A 22,084-nucleotide genomic window follows, 5' to 3' on the forward strand; every position below is an offset into this window, starting at 1 on the left:
CTTCTGACACGTCCAGAATACGAGGATATTTTTATTTGAAAAGATGAGGAAAAACGTTATTTCATTTAGTTATTCTAAATGATCTTAGAATCAAAACAGATCGGAGAAAGCGTGATGAACCATTTGCCCTCTCTGCGCGCATTGGAAATTTTTGAAGCGGTTGGCCGTTATGGCGGCATCACAGAGGCAGCCAGACGCCTGGGCATCACGCCGGGTGCTGTCAGCCAACAGATGAAGTTGCTCGAAGAGAGCCTGGGTCTGAGCTTGACCCTCAAGGTTGGCAAGCAAATCCACCTGACTGCCGCCGGGCAGCGATATCACAAAAGCTGCACGACGGCCTTTGAAAGCTTGCGGATTGCACACACTGAGGTCGAGCGCTCTAAAAATCCTACGAATATTCGGATCAGCGCCATGCCCTCACTGCTGTCTCAATGGCTGGCGCCACTAGTTTTCACTTGGCAAGACAGGCACCCAGAGCTCGATGTGTTCCTCGAAGGCACGCATGAAGAGCCTTCACCCGAGGGTTACGAATTTGACTTCCGCTTTACCTACAGCGACCGGGAGTACGTGGGGAATGCTGTCGAATTGTTTCATGATCACGTAGTACCGGTCTGCAGCCCTTCATTGCTGCGCGCCAACACGCCGCTGCGGTCGCCCGCCGACCTGCTGGCCTATCCTTTGCTGTCCATCGACTGGCTTCCGAAATTTGTTTCACCACCGTCCTGGCGAGACTGGTTTGCCGCGCAACAAGTGGAGTGCCCCCACTTACGCCAGAGTTATCGGGTTTTTTCGCTGTCGTACATGGCCCTTCAGGCAGCTGTGCGGGGCCAGGGAATTGCTTTGGGGCAATGCTCGATGATCGCCGATGAGCTGGCCTCGGGCCGCCTGATAATGCCATTTCCCAAGGCACTGCCAATGCCGACATCGTACTTTCTAGTGAGCTCGAAAAGCGCCTATGAAAAAGCTCACTGCCGTGACTTTCAGCGCTGGTTAATAGCCCGTGGGCGTGAGCAGATGTCCATCAATGCCCGCCTCTTGGGGCTGTCGGGGTGATGCCGCACAATATCCTTGGTTCCTTATCTGCGCATAGGCGTATCTCTCGCAGCTCGGTAAACTATCCAGCGAGCTTGTCGGGGTGATTTTTCAATTCAGGAATAAACGTGACCAAATCTATTGAGGATAATGCATCTCTCGAGTCATTTTCTCTCGAGAGCCCCTCCCCTCTGTATGCGCGAGTCAAGCAAATCATCATGCAGAAGATTCGTTCCGGTGCCTGGCTGCCCAATTCCAAGGTACCGTCTGAAAGCGAATTGCTGAACTTGCTGGGGGTGAGTCGCATGACCATCAACCGGGCCCTACGTGAGCTGGCCATTGAAGGCGCGCTGGTGCGGATGCAAGGGGTTGGCACCTTCGTGGCGGAACCCAAAGGGCATGCCGCGCTTTTCGAGATTCACAACATCGCGGAAGAAATCGAAGCCCGGGGTCACGAGCATCGCTGCGAAGTGATTGTGCTCGAGGAAATGCCTGAACGAGCCCGTGCTTCAATGCCCTTTCCTCTGGAGGGGGTCAAGCATCTATTCCATTCGGTTGTAGTGCATCACGAGAATGGTGTGCCGGTGCAGATCGAAGAGCGCTTCGTCAATGCCGAGGTAGCCCCCGCTTATTTGCAACAGGACTTTACCAAGGTCACGCCTTATGCCTACCTGATCCAGCTGGCCCCGCTGACCGAAGGCGAACATGTGGTCGAGTCGATCCATGCCAAATCTGCGGAGTGCAAGCTGTTGCAAATCAAACGGTATGAGCCGTGCCTGTTAATTCGCCGCCGTACCTGGGCAGCCAAAGGCCAGGTCGGTTGTGCGCGACTGGTCTATCCTGGTTCGCGTTATCGGCTGGAAGGAAAATTCGGCAATTGATTCACGGGTCGAGCGGCCCCTGCTTGCCGCTCGATAAGCCCATTGTTGCAAGCCTTCAGCTGATGCTGTTACCGCCGTTGCTAGAAGTGGCAAAAAGGTGACACCCCATCACTGCCCCACACAGATATGTTACGAATCGCTCACTCCAACACCAACACAATCAAAAATTGCAACAGAATTCCCTTCCTCCCTAGCATCCATCCATTTCCCCGTTAATTTCTAAGGTGTTGAAATAAAACACTTTATTTAAATTTTCAGTTTTTTTTCGGATAAAAAATTGGAATTTGGCCCTTCACTTGCACCTACTTGTACATACAGGTTGATATAAGCATACATATACACCTTTGTTTGCTGATGCCACCCCACTGGCCGCTGAATGAGGAGATGACCATGAACACCAAAACCACCCGCCTGCGTGACGTCGAAATCCGCGCAGCCCGCGGCAACAAGCTCACCGCCAAGAGCTGGCTGACTGAAGCGCCGCTGCGCATGTTGATGAACAACCTCGACCCGGAAGTCGCAGAAAACCCGAAAGAACTGGTGGTTTACGGCGGTATCGGCCGTGCCGCACGTAACTGGGAGTGCTACGACAAGATCGTCGAGAGCCTGACCAACCTCAACGAAGACGAAACCCTGCTGGTGCAGTCGGGCAAGCCGGTCGGCGTGTTCAAGACCCACAGCAACGCTCCGCGCGTACTGATCGCCAACTCCAACCTGGTGCCACACTGGGCCAACTGGGAACACTTCAACGAACTGGATGCCAAGGGCCTGGCCATGTACGGCCAGATGACCGCCGGCAGCTGGATCTACATCGGCAGCCAGGGCATCGTCCAGGGCACCTACGAAACCTTCGTCGAAGCCGGTCGCCAGCACTACAACGGCAGCCTCAAGGGCAAGTGGGTGCTGACCGCCGGCCTCGGGGGCATGGGCGGCGCCCAGCCACTGGCCGCGACCCTGGCCGGTGCCTGCTCGCTGAACATCGAATGCCAGCAGAGCCGCATCGACTTCCGCCTGAGCAGCCGTTATGTCGACGAGCAAGCCAAGGATCTGGATGACGCCCTGGCCCGTATCGCCAAGTACACCGCCGAAGGCAAAGCCATCTCCATCGCCCTGCTGGGCAACGCCGCCGAAATCCTGCCAGAGCTGATCAAGCGTGGCGTGCGCCCTGACATGGTCACCGACCAGACCAGCGCCCACGACCCGCTCAACGGTTACCTGCCAGCCGGCTGGACCTGGGAGCAGTACCGCGATCGCGCGCAGACCGAACCTGCTGCCGTGGTCAAAGCCGCCAAGCAATCCATGGCCGTGCACGTTCAAGCCATGCTCGAGTTCCAGAAGCAAGGCGTGCCGACCTTCGACTATGGCAACAACATCCGTCAGATGGCCAAGGAAGAGGGTGTGAGCAATGCCTTCGACTTCCCAGGCTTCGTCCCGGCGTACATCCGTCCGCTGTTCTGCCGCGGTATCGGCCCGTTCCGCTGGGCGGCGCTGTCGGGTAATGCCGAAGACATCTACAAGACCGACGCCAAGGTCAAGGAACTGATCCCTGACGACGCACACCTGCACAACTGGCTGGACATGGCGCGCGAGCGCATCAGCTTCCAGGGCTTGCCAGCGCGTATCTGCTGGGTAGGTCTGGGCCTGCGTGCCAAGCTCGGCCTAGCATTCAACGAAATGGTACGCAGCGGCGAGCTGTCGGCACCGATCGTGATTGGCCGCGACCACCTCGACTCCGGCTCGGTATCGAGCCCTAACCGTGAAACCGAATCCATGCGTGATGGCTCCGACGCCGTCTCCGACTGGCCGCTGCTCAACGCCTTGCTCAACACCGCCAGCGGCGCCACCTGGGTCTCGCTGCACCACGGTGGTGGCGTGGGCATGGGCTTCTCCCAGCACTCGGGCATGGTCATCGTCTGCGACGGTACCGACGAAGCGGCTGAACGTATCGCTCGCGTCCTGACCAACGACCCGGCCACCGGTGTCATGCGTCACGCCGATGCCGGTTACCAGATCGCCATCGACTGCGCCAAGGAGCAAGGGCTGAACCTGCCAATGATTACCGGCTAATAACGCAAAACCCTGTAGAGCAAAGCTTGCTCGCGATGAACGATAACGCAGTGTGCCAGATACACCGCCATCGCGAGCATGCTCGGCTCCTACAGAAACAACAGCCCTTTCCCGAGGAGACTTCCATGAATAGCAGCCCATTTACCCAACAACTACAGGGCGTTCGCGTGCTGGACCTGAGCCGTGTATTGGCTGGTCCCCACTGCACCGCAATGCTGGCTGACCTCGGTGCTGATGTCATCAAATTCGAAGTGCCAGGCCACGGTGATGACAGCCGTCACCTGGGTCCATTCAAAAACGGCGAAAGCGTTTATTTCGGTTTGATCAATCGCGGAAAGCGCAGTGTCGAGATGGACTTCAAGTCCGCCGAAGACCTGGCCCGTTTATATGAGTTGGTCCGTGACGCCGACGTTGTCGTGGAGAACTTCCGCCCAGGCGTGACCCGTCGCCTAGGCATCGACTTCGACACCCTCAAGCAATATAACCCCAAACTGATCTATGCGAGCATCTCCGGTTTTGGCCAGCACGGTCCGCTCTCGGGCAATCCGGCCTATGACATCGTCGCCCAGGCAATGTCCGGCCTCATGAGCGTCACCGGTTTTGCCGAGACAGGACCGACGCGCAGCGGCGAAGCAATTGGCGATCTATGTGCCGGCGTTTATGCCGCCTGGGCCATCAGCTCCGCGCTGTTTGCTCGCGAGCGGCACGCACCCGGCGCGCAATACATCGACGTCGCCATGTTCGATGTGTTGTTCAGCATGCAGATGACCGGCCTGTCCAATCTCTTTGCCAACGGCGTTGCACCCGGCCTGGTCGGTAACCGCCATCCCGTGTCGACCCCCTTCGATACCTACCGTGCGGCCGATGGTCAAGTGGTCATCGCAGTAGCAAGCAACAAGCTGTTCCAGCGCTTGTGTGAATGCATCGACAAGCCTGAGCTGGCGAGAGATCCACGCTTCGCCGATGACCCGCAACGTACGTTGAACGAGCCCGCCATGCGCGCGGAAATCGAAAACTGGACGCGTCAGCTGAGTGTTGACCAGGCCTGCGACATCCTCCTCGATGCCGGCGTACCGTCTTCTCCGGTATGGAATCTCGCCCAGGCCGCAGCGAGTGAACAGGCGCATGTCCGCCAGTTGTTGGTTCGCCCCGAAGGCGCTCCTTTGCCACTGGTGCCGCAGCCGGTTTTTTTCAATGGACACAAACCCCATGCCGTCACCTTCGCCCCCCGCCTGGGTGCCGACAACACAGCATTCGGACTGAACAAACAGGAGCTTTCCCATGAACTTTGAACTCGATCAGGTTGAACTGGCCGTCGTCGAGAGCGCTGAAAAACTGGCGCGCGAGGTCATCCAGCCACGCGCTCAGCACTACGACGAAACTGAAACCTTCTGTGCCGAGAGCCTGCAGGCGTTGGCAGAACTGGGCGGCATGGGTATCAACTTGCCCGAAGAATATGGCGGACTGGGCATCGGCAGCTTGGCCATGAGCCGCGTGGTTGAGGCCGTAGCAGGCGCTTGCGCCTCTACCGCATCGGCTTTGACCGCGCATTTCCTGGCGACCGACTCAATTCTGATTGGCGGAACCGAAGCGCAAAAGCTGGAATGGCTGCCCCGTGCAGCCAGTGGAGAATTGCTAGGTGCATTTGCCCTGACCGAACCGGCCGCAGGTTCCAATCCAGCCGACATGCGCTGCCGGGCACAGCCTGAAGATGGCGGCTGGAGAATACGCGGCAGCAAACACTATATTACCAATGCCCGCGAAGCAGGTTTCATTGTGCTCTATGCCAAGACCGATGCAGAAGCCGGGCACAAGGGAATCAGCGCTTTCATGATTCCTCAGGGTACTGCAGGAATCAGCTTTTCCAGCCCGGAAAAAACCATGGGGCTGCGCGGCAGTACGATCTATGAATTGGCTCTGGATTGCTGGTTGCCGGAGTCGGCGTTACTGGGCAGCGAAGGCGCTGGCTTCAACACGGCCATGGCCGTGCTCGATCGCGGCCGTGTCGAAGTGGCGGCCATGTCATTGGGCATTGCCAATGCCGCATTGCAGGCAAGCCTTGGCTGGGTTGGCGGACGACAGATCGGGCCCAAGCCTCTGGCTGCCTATCAGGGAACGCAATGGCGCCTTGCCGACATGTACTCGCAACTGGAAGCTGCCCGCATGCTTACCTGGAAAGCCGCAGCCCGTCGTGACAGCGGTGAGCGCTTCAGCCTTGAGTCGGCCACCGCTAAGCTGTTCGCCGCCGAATGCGCCGGTTTCGTTACTGATGCCGCACTACAACTGCATGGTGGCTACGGCTACATTCGCGACTTACCGCTGGAGCGCTATGTGCGCGATGCACGAATCCTGCGGATTTTCGAAGGAACTTCGGAAGTACAGAAAATCATCATTTCGCGAAGCATTCTCGAAACTCAGCGCTAAACGGATGAAAAACAGGGCCTGATCAAGGGCCTCCCCATTAGTGTCTCAACCCGAGATGGGTGTCGCACCCAACGACACCCGAGAGGAACCGCCATGTCCGCCTCCAAAGAAAGTGCGCAGCGCAAGACGTATATAGAACGGCGATCCATCGACTACATCCCCCAATCGGAGCGCCATGGCAGACTGCGCAGCCAGTTCACATTGTGGTTTGGTGCCAACCTGCAAGTGACCGCGATCGTCACCGGGGCCCTGGCCGTGGTGCTGGGCGGAGACGTGTTCTGGTCGTTGATCGGCCTGCTGATCGGACAACTGTTGGGCGGTGCAATCATGGCCTTGCATGCAGCCCAGGGCCCACAGTTGGGCCTGCCACAAATGATCTCCAGCCGCGTGCAGTTCGGCGTCTATGGCGCCGTCATCCCAATCGTTCTGGCTTGCTTGATGTATATAGGGTTCTCGGCCAGCGGATCGGTCCTTGCAGGCCAAGCTATCAGCCAACTGGTGCATGTCAGTGATAGCACCGGCATACTCATTTTCGCAGCGATGATCGTCGTGCTAACCGTACTGGGCTACCGTACGATTCATTTGATCGGGCGGCTGTCGAGTATCATTGGAGTGGTGTCATTTTTCTACCTGTTCTATCGTTTGCTTTCTGACCACGACATCAGCGAACTGCTTGCCAATCGACATTTTTCACTAAACAGCTTTCTGCTGGCCATCTCGCTCTCGGCGTCCTGGCAAATCGCATTCGGCCCCTATGTGGCTGACTATTCGCGCTACCTGCCGAGAACCACATCAGGCTTGAAAACCTTTCTAGCCGTTGGACTGGGATCCGTCATCGGCACACAAATATCGATGGTCTTTGGTGTGTTCGTCGCGGCGCTGGCGGGCGATCAGTTTGCTGGCCACGAGGTTTCCTACATCGTTGGCCTTGGCGCGAGTGGCTTTGTGGCTTCGCTGCTGTTTTTCAGCATTGCGTTTGGCAAGGTCACCATCACGACACTCAATGCTTACGGCAGCTTCATGTCATTGGCCACGATTGTCAGCGGCTTTTGCGGTAATCAGGAAATCTCCAAAACTTCGCGCACGATCTACATTCTGGTCATGGTCGGACTGGCGACGGCACTGGCGCTGATGGGCAGGCACTCGTTTCTGCACGACTTCTCTGCCTTCATCCTGTTTCTGCTTGCCTTTTTCACCCCCTGGAGTGCTATCAATCTGGTGGACTTCTATCTGGTAACCAAAGAGCGCTACGACATACCCGCCCTGTCCGATCCAGATGGCCGTTATGGTCGCTGGAACCTACCAGGTATTGCGGTCTACACCCTCGGTGTGTTGATTCAGATGCCATTCATTGCCACCAGTTTCTACACTGGCCCTCTGGTTGAGACATTAGGCGGGACAGATGTTTCCTGGTTAATCGGCCTAACAGTACCCGCCTTTATTTATTACTGGGTGGCACGTGAGTCGCGACAAAAAGTTCCTTCGCAACTGATTCTCCCGCAAGAGACCACCCCGGTCTGACCTCCCCGCAACAGGGCGGCATGCCCGTGCCGCCATTGTTCAAAAAACTGATCGAGCCGGATGATCGTTTTTTCCTTAACGGAGTCGCCATGCTTGCCGTCGGCACATCAGTCATTTCGCAAACCAGCGCTCGTGACCGGCTTATTTGCGCCGCGATCGAGCTCTTCGCTACACACGGTTTCCAGTCCATCGGCTTGCGTGATCTGGCGGGCTACATAGGGCTGCAAGCCGGGTCGCTGTACCATCACATCGAAAACAAACAGGGTTTGTTGTTTGAACTTATTGAATCTGCATTGACAGACCTGTTGGTCATGACCAAGCGCCGCATGAAAGGCGCCAGAACCCCTTCTGAACGTGTGCACCGCTTTGTTCAGGCCTTCGTCACCTTTTCCATGAAGGAAAAAAACCGGTTGGTATTGGTGACCCGTGAGTTCGTTAACCTCAACGAGGAACACAAACACCAAGCCGACAAATTGAAGCATGCACACAGCGTGCTATTAGGCGAGATTATCGCCGATGAATACGGCGTGAAGGGCAAACCAGATGCCGAAACCTGCTTGATCACCCATGCAGTGATTGGAATGCTCTATGGCCAGTTACATTGGAACGAAGTGAAGATAACTGAACAGCGTCTGACGGAATTGCTCACGGGTTGTATCATGCATATTATCGCAAGCAAGAAAAATGCTTAATAAGAATGGTTTTAGTCGGTCACGATTTGACTCAACCGGCCGAATGCTGGTTTCGTTGCGGAACCGCTGCCTTCTGGGGCCTTTCGCCATGTTGTTCGACCGGTATACCGATGCACGCATGATCATGCTCGGGGAAGCCTGCCACAGCATCAACTACTTCTATTGACCCCGGGCTGCTATTACCCAATGGTTGATCGTGCAACACGGCTTCAACATTGTGGCCATCGAAGCAGACTGGCCCAATGCCGAAAGTGCCGGCCGCTATGTGAGGAGGTTGCACCCTCCGCTTGGAAACGTCATATCTTCAACAGGTTCCCAACATGGATGTGGAACAACGCAGAGGTGAAGTACTTCGCGCTATGGTTATCGCAGCGATCAATACAATGATGCCCGTGGTGCTACGCTTACGCGGACAAAGCGTCATGAAGTTTGATAAAACTCCATGATCAAGGCATGGGAGGGAAGGATAATCTGGGCAAAAAGGAATGGCTTACATCGGTACCATGACACTGCGAAGGAAGCGGCACCCGATGGGTGCCACTTGAGGTGGCTTACTCGGCCTTGAAGCAGTACACGGCGAGCTTGTTGCCATCGAGGTCACGGGCATATGCAGCATAGGCATTCGGCGCCCAGTCACGAGTACCTGCATCGCCTTCGCCTTTGCCACCGGCACCGAGTGCTGCTTCGTGGAAGGCATTGATTTGCGCGCGATTCTGGGCTTCAAAGCTTACGGTCACGCCATTACCTACACTGGCCGGCTGGCCATTGGCTGGCTTGAGTACAAAGAAAGCAGGCTTATCTACGCCCCAGATCGAGCCGTTGTCACCCAGATCAGCCAGGCGCTTGAAACCCAGCTTGCCTAGTACTTCGTCGTAGAACTTACGAGCATTAGCCAGATCATTGGTACCAACAGTTACATGAGTGAAAATCGACATAAACGTCTCCATTGCAGGTGGGGTGTTGAGGGAAGAAACCGGTAGCTCATAGGAGCTACCGGGAAATCATTCAAAAGTGGACGACTGAGCGAATGCTCTTGCCTTCGTGCATCAGCTCAAAGGCTTCGTTGATCTGTTCTAGTCCCATGGTGTGAGTGATGAACTTGTCGAGCGGGATCTCGCCCTTCTCGGCCTGCGCAACATAGCTCGGCAGCTCGGTACGGCCTTTAACGCCCCCAAAGGCGCTACCGCGCCACACACGACCGGTGACCAGCTGGAAAGGACGGGTGCTGATCTCGGCACCCGCCGGGGCCACGCCGATAATGGTCGATTCTCCCCACCCCTTGTGGCAGCTCTCGAGTGCTGCACGCATGAGCTGGACATTGCCGATGCATTCAAAGGAATAATCGACACCACCATCGGTCAACTCGACGATGACCTCCTGGATTGGCCGATCATGTTCCTTCGGGTTGATGTAGTCAGTGGCGCCCAGTTCCTCAGCGATAGCGAACTTGGCTGGATTGATGTCTACGGCAATAATGCGCGTAGCCTTTGCCATCTTGGCGCCGATGATCGCCGCCAGGCCGATACCACCCAGGCCAAAAACAGCCACCGTGGCGCCCTCGTGCACCTTGGCGGTGTTGAGTACAGCGCCGATGCCGGTGGTCACACCGCAGCCCAGCAGGCAAACCTTTTCCAGTGGCGCTTCCTTTGGAATCTTCGCAAGAGAAATTTCGGGCAGCACGGTGTATTCGGAGAAGGTCGAGCAGCCCATGTAGTGGTAAACAGGCTTGCCGTTGTAAGAGAAACGGGTGGTGCCATCAGGCATCAGGCCTTTACCTTGAGTAGCTCGTACGGCCTGACAGAGATTGGTCTTGCCGGATTTGCAGAACTTGCACTCTCGGCATTCAGCCGTGTAGAGCGGGATCACGTGATCGCCGACCTGTAGGGAGGTCACACCCTCGCCCACAGCTTCGACGATGCCGCCGCCCTCATGGCCGAGGATGCAAGGGAAAACGCCTTCTGAATCCTGCCCGGACAAGGTATAGGCATCAGTGTGGCAAACGCCAGTCGCAACGATCCTAACCAGAACCTCACCTGCTTTGGGAGGCTGAACATCAACTTCAACGATTTTAAGCGGTTCATTAGGTCCGAAAGCGACAGCTGCGCGCGACTTGATCATGGTAACGGGTACCTACCGTGTGTTATTCAGGTGCCCCTACAATAGAAAAATCCGAATCGTTACGCTGATGAGAATGCCGTTTAATTCGGCCAAGCTGGCATGAAATCGGGCCAAGCACCAAATAAGAGATGCAATGATGCTCAGTTCTGACGCTGCAAAACTCCAAATTGTCGATATCGTGATTTATCCAGAGTTCAAGTCATTTGAGGCCATCGGCCCCATGACAGTCTTCACATATGCGAATAAGCACTTGGAAGCGCAAGGAAAGACGCCTGGGTACGAGGTTAGAATTGTTTCAACACAATTAGGCCCCGTTCCTTCAGACACGCTCATGTCCTTGAATGCAACGCATACTCTGGACGAAGAATCGCTTCCCCACTCGATATTGGTTGTCGGTGCGCACGACATTGAACGAATTATCGAAGAACAGTCGGAAATTGTGGCGTGGACCAAGCGTGTCGCACTGAAAGTTGAGCGCTTTGCCGCCCTCTGCTCAGGAGCGTTCTTCCTTGCAGAAGCCGGCCTGCTTGATGGCAAGCGAGCGACTACTCATTGGAGAATGGCTGAGGTCATGCAACAGAATTACCCCGGCATCCAAGTCGACATTGACTCCATATTCATTCACCAAGGAAACCTCTGGACATCAGCAGGTGTGAGCGCTTCGGTGGATTTGGCGCTAGCGTTTGTCGAGGCGGATTTCGGCCATGATCTTGCTCTGCAAGTGGCCCAGGACCTGGTGATTTTCCTGAAACGTCCCGGCGGTCAGTCACAGTTCAGTGCTAACCTGACAAGCCAGATGACTCAGGCCTCGGGAATGCGCACAGTTCAGGAATGGGTATTGAACAATATTGATCAAAAGATCAGCGTATCGCTTATGGCTAATCAGGCCTCGATGAGCCTAAGAAACTTTACGAGGACCTTCCATAAAGAGGTAGGCATTTGTCCCTCTGAGTTCCTGGAGAAAGCCCGAATTGATAAAGCACGGCGCTTATTAAGTGAGAGCTGCCTGCCGATGAAAAGTGTGGCATTCAAGTGCGGCTTTTCAACCACTGACCAATTACGTAGCGTATTTAAAAAGTACCTATCGGTAACCCCTAAGCAATATCAAGAGCGTTTCCTTGGCACCTGATCACTATTCGTACAATCAACTACCTTAGTTTCTTTTAACACATTTACTCAGGTATATGGCCCATGCGCAACAGTCGCCCATCGGGACGATGTATTGCGCATGGGCTCTAACGTCAGCCCTTGCCAGTGATCATTGGCAGGTTCAGCCCTTGTTCTTTGGCGCAGTCGATGGCGATCTGGTAACCGGCATCGGCGTGACGCATGACACCGGTGGCCGGGTCGTTGTGCAGGACGCGGGCGATACGCTCGGCAGCCTCGTCGGTACCGTCGCAGACGATGACCATGCCCGAGTGCTGGGAGAAGCCCATGCCCACGCCACCACCGTGGTGCAGCGATACCCAGGTCGCGCCGCTGGCGGTGTTGAGCAGGGCGTTGAGCAACGGCCAGTCGGAGACGGCGTCGGAGCCATCACGCATGGATTCGGTTTCACGGTTAGGGCTCGATACCGAACCCGAATCGAGGTGGTCGCGGCCGATGACGATCGGTGCCGACAGCTCGCCGCTGCGCACCATTTCGTTGAACGCCAGGCCGAGCTTGGCGCGCAGGCCCAGGCCTACCCAGCAGATACGAGCCGGCAGCCCCTGGAAGCTGATGCGCTCACGGGCCATGTCCAGCCAGTTGTGCAGATGCGCGTCGTCCGGGATCAGTTCCTTGACCTTGGCGTCGGTCTTGTAGATGTCTTCGGCATTACCCGACAGCGCCGCCCAGCGAAACGGACCGATACCGCGGCAGAACAGCGGACGGATGTACGCCGGTACGAAGCCCGGGAAATCGAACGCATTGCTGACGCCTTCTTCCTTGGCCATCTGACGGATGTTGTTGCCGTAGTCGAAGGTCGGGATGCCCTGCTTCTGGAACTCGAGCATGGCTTTGACGTGTACGGCCATCGATTGCTTGGCGGCTTTGACCACTGCAGCCGGCTCGGTCTGCGCGCGATCGCGGTACTGCTCCCAGGTCCAGCCGGCTGGCAGGTAACCGTTGAGCGGGTCGTGGGCGCTGGTCTGGTCGGTGACCATGTCAGGGCGCACGCCACGCTTGATCAGCTCTGGCAGGATTTCGGCGGCGTTGCCCAGCAGGGCGATGGAGATGGCTTTGCCTTCGGCGGTGTACTTGGCGATACGGGCCAGGGCGTCATCCAGATCCTTGGCTTGCTCGTCGACATAACGGCTGCTCAGGCGGAAGTCGATGCGGCTCTGCTGGCATTCGATGTTCAGCGAGCAGGCACCGGCCAGGGTCGCGGCCAGTGGCTGGGCGCCGCCCATGCCCCCGAGGCCGGCGGTCAGCACCCACTTGCCCTTGAGGCTGCCGTTGTAGTGCTGGCGACCGGCTTCGACGAAGGTTTCGTAGGTGCCCTGGACGATGCCCTGGCTGCCGATGTAGATCCAGCTGCCGGCGGTCATCTGGCCGTACATGGCCAGGCCCTTGGCATCCAGTTCGTTGAAGTGTTCCCAGTTGGCCCAGTGTGGCACCAGGTTGGAGTTGGCGATCAGTACGCGCGGAGCGTTGCTGTGGGTCTTGAACACGCCGACCGGCTTGCCCGACTGCACCAGCAGGGTTTCGTCTTCGTTGAGGTTGGTCAGGCTCTCGACGATCTTGTCGTAGCACTCCCAGTTACGTGCGGCACGGCCGATACCGCCGTAAACCACCAGTTCTTTCGGGTTTTCTGCGACTTCCGGGTCGAGGTTGTTCATCAACATGCGCAGCGGCGCTTCAGTCAGCCAGCTCTTGGCAGTGAGCTTGTTGCCACGGGCTGCACGGATTTTTGTATCGCGGAATTTGGTCATGCCAGGTACCTCGCTAGATTTTTTATTAAAAGATATTCAACGGATACGACGTGATGATGCGGACTTGGTCTTCATCGGGGCCTGAGTTATGGCTGATATCTTCATTTCCCCGGTAGGTCGATTGTCGAATCCTTACCGACAAATTCCTCGCTGGTCCCTCCTGAACGACGTAACGGACCTCGATGTCACGCTCCCATTCCTCACCATCACGAATGGTGTTTTCAAAGCTATAGGCGCCCTGCTCGTCTGCCCCCGTACCGTCTGCATCTTTTCCGGTCACGTAACGCACCATGAAGCCCAGGCCTGGCACACCTAACGCGGCAGCATCAAGGTCGTATTGCACCTTGTAAGACTTTTCACCGGGGGCGTTGAAGTCGGCCCACTGTGACGAGTTGGCCAGCCAGATTGAACCGGCACCTACATAACGATCCGAACTTTCTCCGCCTTGGCCGCTAATACCCAAATAATCAAATGGTGTGTTGCCATTAACCCGCTGATGAGCAACAGTAAGGCTATGGGCGCCAGCAGTCAGTTTCAGCGCAATACTGTAGGCGTCATTGTTTATCCTGCCGGCTCTCGCGTCGCCTGCATCGTCAGTTTTGTAGTAATTAATGCTGGTCGCTAGCAACAGACCGTCGCTAATAGCAATGTGATGATAAAGATCGGCGTAATATTGGTTCCATACATCTTCATAGTTCGCAGCGTGCAAGCCGCCGGACAAACTATCGCTGAAAGTGTAGTCGCCGCCGATATACGTGGCCCTATCCACCCGGGTCCAGCCGTAAGCCGTGCCCAGGTTGCCGTCACGGTTAGTGCTATTGTCGGCATTACCAGAAGTAAAGTGCCCCCCCTGCAGGGCGAGCCCCTTGATTTCATTACTGCTGAACAAGCCGCCATTGGCATGTTGCGGCATCAGATAGCCGTCCCAAGTGCCGAACACCGGGCTTTGTGGCATCAGGGTGCCGACCTTGAGTTCGGTTTCAGACACGCGCATTTTGACGGCGCCTCCCGCCATGCCATATGCGTCCTGTGCTTGGCAGGAACCCGTACGCGCATCGCAATGACTGGCGTTGCTCGGGAACACCTGACTACCACCAGTCCCCCCTCCACCATTGAGGCGTACGGCGCCATTGGCAAATGCATCCACGCCAACGCCAACAACACCTTGGGTGTAACCCGAGGTGAAGGTCAGCATCTCTGCCTGCCCCCACTCATTTATATAGTTTTGCGTACCGGGATCAGTGTTTTTGTAGTTCTTGTAAAACGCAACGTTGCGACTCTCCAAGCGCAGCGCACTGTCTTCAATAAAACCATTGGATTTAGCTTGACTGGAAACGTCCGGGTCTTGGCCAAGAGCATCTGATAGTTCTGATGCGAAAGCGTGTTGAGTCGCTGTCGCGGCAATAGCCAACGCCAGAACATGCCACTTATTAAGCTGCATGAAAGTTAATCCTTATTTTTGTTTTATTAACTTGTTTCGAGGAGTGCCATTAAAACTAGAAAGTTAGTCCACCGAGGAAACTCCCAGCCTCGGTCGCGCTCTAACCAAACGTGCTGCCTTTTCAATATCAGGTGCTAACCAGCGGTCTTCGTCATAGGGCGGGACATGGTCACGCAGGCAGCGCCAAGCAGCTGCGGTGCCGCTTCCAAACCGCTGCGCTTTGAGAAACTCGAAAGCTTGTGCCGCCAGCAGATACTCAATCGCAATGACCTGGGTAGCGTTCTCGATGACTTTAAGCAGTTTGAGGGTGGCTCCGGTACCTAGGCTCAGGTGATCCTCCTGCAGGGCGGAAGTCACAAAGTTATCGACCACTGCCGGTTGGGCAAGGTGGCGATTTTCCCCGACCAACGCCGCCGCGACATACTGCGCGATCATCATTCCCGAGTTGACCCCGGGTAGACTGACCAAGAATGGAGGTAGTCCACTGACAAGCGGATTGATCAACCGATCCAGGCGTCGCTCGGCAACACCCGCGAACTCTGCAACCGCGATGCACAGCAAATCGGCAGCCATCGCCACAGACTCACCGTGCGGGTTGGCCTGAGACAGGACACGATAAGCGTCAGGTGTGCCGACAAGCAGAGGGTTGTCTGTCGCCGATGCCAGTTCAATATTGATCTGCTGTTCCGCGTGCATCAGTTGATCACGACAAGCTCCATGAATCTGAGGGATCGAGCGAATGCTCAAGGCATCCTGCGTGCGGATACCGCGGCTGCTGGAAATGACTTCACTTCCCGCCAGCAGCGCACGCAACCTGACACCTACTTGCTTAGCACCCGGGTGAGGTTTGAGCGCCAGGACGGTCTCATCAAATGCATCGATCTGCCCCTTAAGTGCCTCGAAGCTCATCGCGCCGATGATGTCCGCCCAATCGGCCAGATTGAATGCATCAGCCAAGCCCAGGCAGGCCAAACCAGTCATGCAAGGCGTGCCATTGACCAAACTAATTCCGTCTTTGGCGCTTAACGTCAACGTAACCAGACCCGCTTGACGCAACGCTTGCTCGGCCGGCATCAACCGCCCTTGCCAGCTTACCTCGCCAAAACCCAGCAAGGCGACGCCAACGTGCGCCATGTGCGTCAAATAGCCCACTGAGCCCTGTGACGGCACGACCGGCGTAATTTGCAGGTTAAGTAGCGCTATCAGCGCTTCTATCACGCTACGGCTAATACCCGAATGGCCATGGGCATAATTGTTGACTGCCACGCATATAATGGCGCGCGTCTGCTCAACCTTCAGCGGCACCCCGACGCCACAGGCGTGACTCAACAGGGTGTTACGCGACAACTGCGCCAGTTGTGGCCCTTCGAGATTGACACTGCTGAGTGCGCCCAGGCCGGTGCTGATGCCGTAAGCCCGCTCGCCGCTCGCCACGATACGATCAACGATGGCGCGCGCATTGTCGATACGGGCCCAGGCCGAGTCACTGAGGTCCAATCGAGCACCCTCTCGTGCAACCCTAACGACTTCGCGCCATGTCAACGGTGAGTCGGCAAGGACAACCCTCCCCTGGCCCTCGGCGCTAGAGTCGGTTGATGCCGGGCCATGATTCAAGCCGTAAGTAGCGGTGTTGTTGCTCATTCCGCACTCCTCATCTGATGGCTGGCGACAAATTGGCGAAACCGCTCGGTAGGCAAACCTTCGAACAACTCAGTCGGCGTGCCTTGGGCATCAATTTGGCCCCCCTGCATGAAAACCACCCGGTTAGATACGTGGCGGGCAAACCCCATCTCGTGCGTCACGACCAACATGGTGCGGCCTTCTTCCGCAAGCCCGCGCATGACCTTAAGGACCTCGCCTACCAGTTCGGGGTCCAGGGCCGAAGTCGGCTCATCGAACAGCATGACTTGAGGATTCATTGCCAGGGCACGGGCAATGGCGACCCGTTGTTGCTGGCCTCCGGACAGGTGGGCGGGGTAGTAATGGCGCCGGTCATACAGTCCGACCTTCTGCAATAATTGTTCGGCTTCTTCAACACACTCAGCGCGAGAACGCTTGAGCACGCGCATCGGCCCCTCTATGACGTTCTCTATGACGTTCCTGTGGGACCACAGGTTGAAACTTTGAAACACCATCCCCAGACGACTGCGAATTTGTTGTACCTGGTGGGTGTTGCTCGGCACTTGTCGACCGTCACGCAGGCGTTTCATTTCGATTGTTTCCCCGTTGAGGCTGATACTGCCTTCATCAGGAGTTTCGAGCAGATTGATACACCGCAAAAAGGTACTTTTGCCTGAACCGCTTGCACCAAGAATCGAGACAACATCACCTTTATGGGCTTGCAGAGATATCCCCTTGAGCACATGTGCCTGACCATAGGACTTCTGGATGTTGCTGACCGACAGTGCGGCCATTGACTGAGTATTCATAGTGAGCTCCGCAGGGATTTCGAATGGCTGCCGGTGTCAGGCTTGTCTTGCTTCTCAACGAGCACAGGCCGCTCACGCAGGTGCGGCGTCAGCCGATGCTCAAGCCAGCGCATGACACGTACGATAAGGAAGTTCAGTACCAGGTAGATCATTGCGGCGCAAGCGAACACCTCCATGGTCCGGTAGGTCCGCTGGATGATCTGCTGAGCGATTCCTGTGACATCCCAGACGGTAATCAAGCTGGCCAGTGCGGTGGCCTTGAGCATAAGGATGGCTTCAGTGGAATAGGCCGGCAGTACCTGGCGCAAGGTGACCGGAGCGATAATCCTGCGCAGCAAGGCCATCCGCGACATACCAATTGCCTGCCCGGCCTCGATCTGGCCATAGGGGATGCTGAGCAGGCCGCCACGAATGATTTCTGCTGTGTACCCGGCTGTACACAGTGCCAGGGACACGACTGCGCAACCATAAGGCGAACGCAAGACAACCCAAGCGAAGCTTTCGCGTACTACGGGTAATTGGCTAAGCCCATAGTAGATCAGGTACATCTGGATGATCAGCGGCGTACCGCGAAAGATCATGATGTAGAAACGTCCCGGATAGCTCAGCAATGGGCAGCGGCTAACGCGCATGCCGACAATGGCGAATGACAATAGCAATCCCAAAGTCAGCGAGCTAAAGAACAGTGTCAGTGTGGTAGGCAACGCCGACAACAACTTCTGCAATGTGTCGAGCAAAAAGGCAAAGTCGATCATTAGGGCTCACCTGTCTCAATGTTGGAGGGGGCTGCGGCGCTGAGAACGCTGCACCCGAGCCTCGGCGATATTGAATATCCGCCCTGAAAGTCCGGTCAGGAGCAGATAGCCGATGCCACCAATGATGTAGAAGGCGAAATACTGGCGGGTCGAACCGGCCGCCATCAGGCTGGCGCGCATCAGTTCGACCAGGCCGATGACTGAAATCAGCGCCGAATCTTTCAAGGTCATCTGCCAAACGTTGCCCAGGCCTGGGAGCGCATAACGCATCACTTGCGGGATCAATACCCGCCTGAAACGCATGAAGCGTCCCATGCCGATAGCTAGAGCCGCTTCCAGCTCTCCTCGAGGGACGGCCATGAACGCTCCACGATACACTTCGGCCTGATACGAACCAGACAGCAGGCCGACCGCAAGAGCCCCCACCACAAAGGGGGGCATGCCGATATAGCCTGTGGCACCGAACCAGTGACCGACAGCAGAAACGACGGTGCCACCACCAAAGTAGAACAGGTAAATCACCAGTAGCTCGGGAACCCCCCGGAACAGCACTAGGTAGGATTCACCCAGCCAACGCAGGCCAGATCGGCGTGACAGCTTGGCCGCGGCCACCAGGCTGCCGAACACCGCACCGACTAGCAACGATACAACGGTCAGCAACAGTGTCATGCCTGCGGCTTTCAATAACGCCAAGCCCCAGCCGGTGTTACCGAAACTGAGCATCTGCAAGGTATCCATAACTGTATCCTTTATATCGAGACGCTTTTCGTTCGCCAGCCGCACGCAACAGCGGCGTGCAGCGGCGGGATCGACATTGACCAGCTGTTCACCAGCGATCGCGAGGACAACCTTCTCTGTTCGACCCGGTCTCTGTTTTTATGGTGTGATGTCAGCTTTGAACCATTTTTCGGTGAGTTTCTTCACCGTTCCGTCTGCCAGTGCAGCACTCAATGCTTCGTCGAACTTGGCCTTCAACTCCGGAGTGTCCTTACGAAAGCCCAGCGCTTCGCCCGGTCCCCAGATAGGACCACCGATCTTGGCGCCGACCATGGCAACCGATTTGTTCTCGGGCAAGTCAAGCACCGAGGTGAAAAAGGTCACGTCATCGAAACTGAAATCAATGCGCCCGGACTGTAGATCCAACACATGCTCATCGGACTTCTTGTACTCGCGGATGGTGGCGATGTCCTTGAAGTTGGTTTCGATGAATTGGGTGTAAGCGGTACCGGACGAAATGCCAATGGTTTTACCGTCGAGCAATGTCCGCATCTTCTCGATGTACGGTTTGTCCTGCGTGGCGTCGCCGGTCAGCTTGACCACCTCTGCGGCTAAACCGGCCTTGGCTATCAGCTCAGGATCGCTGGCCGCCAGTACGCCTTGAGTCGCAGCGTAGGGCCTGGAGAAATCAATCACTTTCTCGCGCTCGGGAGTGATGACGATGGCATCCATGATGACGTCGAACTTGCCAGCTTGCAGGCTGGGAATCATCCCATCCCAATCCTGAGCCTGCAGGGTGCATTTGATCTGCATGCGCGCGCAGAGATCTGCCATCAGCTCAGGCTCAAAACCGCCGATGGTCCCTCCCGGAAGCGTCATGTTCCAAGGCGGATACGCAGCCTCGGTAGCAATAGTGACCGCCGTCCATTCTTTAGCTTGAACAAAGGATGTGCAAAGCCACGCTACGCCGATAAGCGCACACTTAGCATGTTTTTTTAACGCGTTGATTTTTATTGTTTTCATATGCGTTTCCACTGCAATTAAAATTGAATGGTGTCGCTCATGGCTTCTCACGTCAGCGCAAGAAGCCGACCTTGAGTTCACTCACTACTTTTCGCTAATACCGATTAATACGCACGACCGTAAAAGCCGATACTGTCCTCCTTACTAAACTTTACATCTTGTCTTTCGTAATAAGAAAATATAGCAATCAGCCGCTCCTGCGAACCTTTGATAGGGGTGACGCGGTGCAAAGAGTTGACACCACGGAACACGTTCAAGGTCCCCGCTTCCAAGGTAAGTGTTTTGACCTCAGGGTCACGTTCGTCAAGCACAGCCGCAACGCCGTCGTAGTTGGGATTCTCCGCCGTTCGCAGATTGCTCCGGTACTGGAATTTTCCGCCTTCGAGGGGCTCCTGTAGCAGCAATGTCGTGGTGAACTCACTGCGGTCGAAATGCCAGTTCAACGCCTCACCGTCGCGATAGCTCATGACATTGGCGCGCGCCAGAGGGTCTTGCATCATATGAAGTGTTGGTTTTTTCATAACGGCGGCGATAAAGCGCAGAAGTGGCGGGTACTCGTAAATACCCAGCACAATACTTTCTTCAATCTGATCGGCACACAGCGTGTGGTTTGTTGACTCGACCTCACGCAACGCCGGATGATTTGAGTCCAGCTCCTTGAAGTCCGGTAGGAAGTAAATATTGTGCCGGCGTGAATGCGTGTGTGATTGGCTGTCCATCTTGGGTTTGATCTCGGCCACGGCTTTTTTAATCGCCTCCGGCCTCATCAGCTTTGTCAGATTGAACATCCCGGTTTCTTGCAACTCAGTAGCTGCTTGATCAACCTTTGCCTGCCATTCAGGGCTACCTTCCTTATCAAGTGGGTAGCGCTCCAGATCTAGAATGTCTTGCATAGTTGCCTCCTAGTAAGTGAACCATGAACGTACCCCGAGAAAAACTTTCTCACAACAGTACTAATTGTTAAGTTAGCATTAGAAAATCTTACGCTCGGAGTGCAACATGGGCCGCCTACCGCCGCTTAACGCAGTAAAAGCTTTTGAGGTTGCTGCACGAACGGGCAGCTTCGTGCTCGCCGCCGAAGAGTTGGGGGTATCCGCCGCAGCGATTAGCCAGCAAGTCAGACATCTTGAAGACTTCCTGGAGCGCAAACTTTTCGTGCGTACCGGCAATCGGATCACCCTGACAGATGCAGGCCATGCCATTTATCCGCAGACGTCCCGTGCGCTGAATGATATCGCCGCCATGACCACACGCATCCTTGAGGGTGACCTGCATTCAAGGCGGTTGGTGATCAGTGTGCCCTTCTCGTTGGCCGAAACCTGGCTCGCACCGAAGCTTTTGCCGCTACAGGAGCAGTACCCGAACCTGGCAATAGATATACGGGTAGAAGACGATCCCGTTGACCTGATCCGCCATGACATCGACATTCGGGTCAGTTATGGCGATTACCATTATCCGGCCTTGACTGCCGTACATCTGGTGCGTGATGAGGTAATTCCAGTCTGTACGCCTGATTTTTGGTCAGCTCACGGTAATGATGAGTTTGACCTCTCGCAAATTTCCCAGAACTTGTTCATCCATACCCACTGGGGTGCTAGCTATGCATCAGGCCCCACTTGGCACGATTGGTTTTCACTGATTTCCAGTAAGTATCACCCCGACCCGAAACAAGGTGTACGAAGCGGGTTGTCCAGTTTGTCGGTTTCACTGGCTCTGCTGGGCCTTGGAATAGCACTGGCGCACAAGCTAATCGCTCAGTCTGAGCTGGAGTCTGGGAGGTTAATAAACCTATCTTCGATGTCGCTTCCGCTGGGCCATCCCTATTGTGCGTTTGTACCTACCGGAAAGATGGGACGTAACGATATCACCCGAATGATGGAGTTACTGGGAGGGTAATCACGAAAAATGCACCTTTGGCCGCGAATGCTCTTGCTGGCGGTGATAGTCGCGGCGCTGCGGGCATTGCCTATGGGACTATTTACCGCCCTGTTCGGCTGAGAAGGCCCCCTGACGCTGGGGTGGCTCTTCACCAACGCCGCTCTCCTGATCTATAGCGGGCCTAAGAGCTTCGT

General features: G+C 55.9%; 19 protein-coding genes and 1 pseudogene. 10 read left to right on the forward strand and 10 right to left on the reverse strand.

The window, feature by feature from the left end:
* Positions 1-78 precede the first annotated feature (78 nt).
* From U9R80_RS21050 to U9R80_RS21085, 8 genes and pseudogenes are all read left to right on the forward strand, one after another.
* A complete protein-coding gene (locus U9R80_RS21050; protein ID WP_324803838.1) occupies positions 79-1,053 on the forward strand; it encodes a LysR substrate-binding domain-containing protein in 975 nt (324 codons plus the stop codon).
* Between the two features lie 107 nt (positions 1,054-1,160).
* Entirely contained in the window at positions 1,161-1,913 is a 753-nt protein-coding gene (hutC, locus tag U9R80_RS21055) for a histidine utilization repressor (protein ID WP_301839198.1), read from the forward strand.
* A gap of 384 nt (positions 1,914-2,297) precedes the next feature.
* Positions 2,298-3,980, forward strand: a complete 1,683-nt coding sequence (gene hutU, locus U9R80_RS21060) for a urocanate hydratase (RefSeq protein ID WP_324803842.1) — start codon at positions 2,298-2,300, stop codon at positions 3,978-3,980.
* 125 nt (positions 3,981-4,105) lie between these two features.
* Positions 4,106-5,272, forward strand: coding sequence for a CaiB/BaiF CoA transferase family protein (locus U9R80_RS21065; protein WP_301843414.1), 1,167 nt, complete (start codon positions 4,106-4,108; stop codon positions 5,270-5,272).
* Complete coding sequence (locus tag U9R80_RS21070) at positions 5,262-6,404, forward strand: acyl-CoA dehydrogenase family protein (protein ID WP_301843415.1); 1,143 nt, start codon at positions 5,262-5,264, stop codon at positions 6,402-6,404. Before U9R80_RS21065 ends, U9R80_RS21070 begins: the two co-directional genes overlap by 11 nt.
* Positions 6,405-6,497: 93 nt before the next feature.
* The gene (locus tag U9R80_RS21075; RefSeq protein ID WP_301843416.1) at positions 6,498-7,925 is read left to right on the forward strand and encodes a purine-cytosine permease family protein; all 1,428 of its coding nucleotides are present in this window, start codon (positions 6,498-6,500) and stop codon (positions 7,923-7,925) included.
* Between the two features lie 26 nt (positions 7,926-7,951).
* On the forward strand, positions 7,952-8,617 hold the full coding sequence (locus U9R80_RS21080) for a TetR/AcrR family transcriptional regulator (RefSeq protein ID WP_301843417.1): 666 nt from the start codon (positions 7,952-7,954) through the stop codon (positions 8,615-8,617).
* Between the two features lie 82 nt (positions 8,618-8,699).
* Positions 8,700-8,983, forward strand: a pseudogene (locus U9R80_RS21085) (erythromycin esterase family protein); the annotation flags it as partial.
* A 185-nt stretch (positions 8,984-9,168) separates the two neighbouring features.
* Here U9R80_RS21085 and U9R80_RS21090 read toward each other — a convergent pair.
* Positions 9,169-9,552: a VOC family protein gene (locus U9R80_RS21090; protein ID WP_301843418.1), complete on the reverse strand. Its 384-nt coding sequence runs from the start codon at positions 9,550-9,552 to the stop codon at positions 9,169-9,171.
* A gap of 70 nt (positions 9,553-9,622) precedes the next feature.
* Entirely contained in the window at positions 9,623-10,735 is a 1,113-nt protein-coding gene (locus U9R80_RS21095; protein WP_301843419.1) for an S-(hydroxymethyl)glutathione dehydrogenase/class III alcohol dehydrogenase, read from the reverse strand.
* 133 nt (positions 10,736-10,868) lie between these two features.
* Between U9R80_RS21095 and U9R80_RS21100 the strand changes: the two genes are divergently transcribed.
* Complete coding sequence (locus tag U9R80_RS21100; RefSeq protein WP_301843420.1) at positions 10,869-11,864, forward strand: GlxA family transcriptional regulator; 996 nt, start codon at positions 10,869-10,871, stop codon at positions 11,862-11,864.
* 112 nt (positions 11,865-11,976) lie between these two features.
* On the opposite strand, the gene hutU (U9R80_RS21105) is transcribed toward U9R80_RS21100, so the two are convergent.
* From hutU (U9R80_RS21105) to U9R80_RS21140, 8 genes are all read right to left on the reverse strand, one after another.
* Positions 11,977-13,647, reverse strand: coding sequence for a urocanate hydratase (gene hutU / locus U9R80_RS21105; protein WP_324803847.1), 1,671 nt, complete (start codon positions 13,645-13,647; stop codon positions 11,977-11,979).
* A 25-nt stretch (positions 13,648-13,672) separates the two neighbouring features.
* Positions 13,673-15,088, reverse strand: coding sequence for an OprD family porin (locus tag U9R80_RS21110; protein WP_301843133.1), 1,416 nt, complete (start codon positions 15,086-15,088; stop codon positions 13,673-13,675).
* A gap of 63 nt (positions 15,089-15,151) precedes the next feature.
* Positions 15,152-16,729, reverse strand: a complete 1,578-nt coding sequence (hutH, locus tag U9R80_RS21115; protein WP_301843131.1) for a histidine ammonia-lyase — start codon at positions 16,727-16,729, stop codon at positions 15,152-15,154.
* A complete protein-coding gene (locus U9R80_RS21120) occupies positions 16,726-17,517 on the reverse strand; it encodes an ABC transporter ATP-binding protein (RefSeq protein WP_301843130.1) in 792 nt (263 codons plus the stop codon). Before U9R80_RS21120 ends, hutH begins: the two co-directional genes overlap by 4 nt.
* A complete protein-coding gene (locus U9R80_RS21125) occupies positions 17,514-18,272 on the reverse strand; it encodes an ABC transporter permease (RefSeq protein ID WP_301843128.1) in 759 nt (252 codons plus the stop codon). The genes U9R80_RS21120 and U9R80_RS21125 overlap by 4 nt, the downstream gene beginning before the upstream one ends.
* A 15-nt stretch (positions 18,273-18,287) precedes the next feature.
* Positions 18,288-19,010, reverse strand: a complete 723-nt coding sequence (locus U9R80_RS21130; RefSeq protein WP_301843127.1) for an ABC transporter permease — start codon at positions 19,008-19,010, stop codon at positions 18,288-18,290.
* Positions 19,011-19,148: 138 nt separating this feature from the next.
* Positions 19,149-20,012 (reverse strand): transporter substrate-binding domain-containing protein, encoded by an 864-nt coding sequence (locus U9R80_RS21135; RefSeq protein ID WP_301843126.1) that lies wholly within the window; start codon positions 20,010-20,012, stop codon positions 19,149-19,151.
* A gap of 104 nt (positions 20,013-20,116) precedes the next feature.
* Positions 20,117-20,905, reverse strand: coding sequence for a HalD/BesD family halogenase (locus U9R80_RS21140; protein ID WP_301843125.1), 789 nt, complete (start codon positions 20,903-20,905; stop codon positions 20,117-20,119).
* A gap of 106 nt (positions 20,906-21,011) precedes the next feature.
* On the opposite strand from U9R80_RS21140, the gene U9R80_RS21145 reads away from it, so the two are divergent.
* Complete coding sequence (locus U9R80_RS21145) at positions 21,012-21,908, forward strand: LysR substrate-binding domain-containing protein (RefSeq protein WP_301843124.1); 897 nt, start codon at positions 21,012-21,014, stop codon at positions 21,906-21,908.
* Positions 21,909-22,084 lie beyond the last annotated feature (176 nt).

Source organism: Pseudomonas sp. JQ170C (assembly GCF_035581345.1).
GTDB lineage: Bacteria > Pseudomonadota > Gammaproteobacteria > Pseudomonadales > Pseudomonadaceae > Aquipseudomonas.

Coding starts and splice junctions, on each gene's coding strand:
- U9R80_RS21050 (WP_324803838.1), top strand. CDS start 79: ATGATCTTAGAATCAAAACAGATCGGAGAAAGCGTGATGAACCATTTG.
- hutU (WP_324803842.1), top strand. CDS start 2,298: ATGACCATGAACACCAAAACCACCCGCCTGCGTGACGTCGAAATCCGC.
- U9R80_RS21065 (WP_301843414.1), top strand. CDS start 4,106: ATGAATAGCAGCCCATTTACCCAACAACTACAGGGCGTTCGCGTGCTG.
- U9R80_RS21070 (WP_301843415.1), top strand. CDS start 5,262: ATGAACTTTGAACTCGATCAGGTTGAACTGGCCGTCGTCGAGAGCGCT.
- U9R80_RS21075 (WP_301843416.1), top strand. CDS start 6,498: ATGTCCGCCTCCAAAGAAAGTGCGCAGCGCAAGACGTATATAGAACGG.
- U9R80_RS21090 (WP_301843418.1), bottom strand. CDS start 9,552: ATGTCGATTTTCACTCATGTAACTGTTGGTACCAATGATCTGGCTAAT.
- U9R80_RS21095 (WP_301843419.1), bottom strand. CDS start 10,735: ATGATCAAGTCGCGCGCAGCTGTCGCTTTCGGACCTAATGAACCGCTT.
- U9R80_RS21100 (WP_301843420.1), top strand. CDS start 10,869: ATGATGCTCAGTTCTGACGCTGCAAAACTCCAAATTGTCGATATCGTG.
- hutU (WP_324803847.1), bottom strand. CDS start 13,647: ATGACCAAATTCCGCGATACAAAAATCCGTGCAGCCCGTGGCAACAAG.
- U9R80_RS21110 (WP_301843133.1), bottom strand. CDS start 15,088: ATGCAGCTTAATAAGTGGCATGTTCTGGCGTTGGCTATTGCCGCGACA.
- hutH (WP_301843131.1), bottom strand. CDS start 16,729: ATGAGCAACAACACCGCTACTTACGGCTTGAATCATGGCCCGGCATCA.
- U9R80_RS21120 (WP_301843130.1), bottom strand. CDS start 17,517: ATGAATACTCAGTCAATGGCCGCACTGTCGGTCAGCAACATCCAGAAG.
- U9R80_RS21125 (WP_301843128.1), bottom strand. CDS start 18,272: ATGATCGACTTTGCCTTTTTGCTCGACACATTGCAGAAGTTGTTGTCG.
- U9R80_RS21130 (WP_301843127.1), bottom strand. CDS start 19,010: ATGGATACCTTGCAGATGCTCAGTTTCGGTAACACCGGCTGGGGCTTG.
- U9R80_RS21135 (WP_301843126.1), bottom strand. CDS start 20,012: ATGAAAACAATAAAAATCAACGCGTTAAAAAAACATGCTAAGTGTGCG.
- U9R80_RS21140 (WP_301843125.1), bottom strand. CDS start 20,905: ATGCAAGACATTCTAGATCTGGAGCGCTACCCACTTGATAAGGAAGGT.
- U9R80_RS21145 (WP_301843124.1), top strand. CDS start 21,012: ATGGGCCGCCTACCGCCGCTTAACGCAGTAAAAGCTTTTGAGGTTGCT.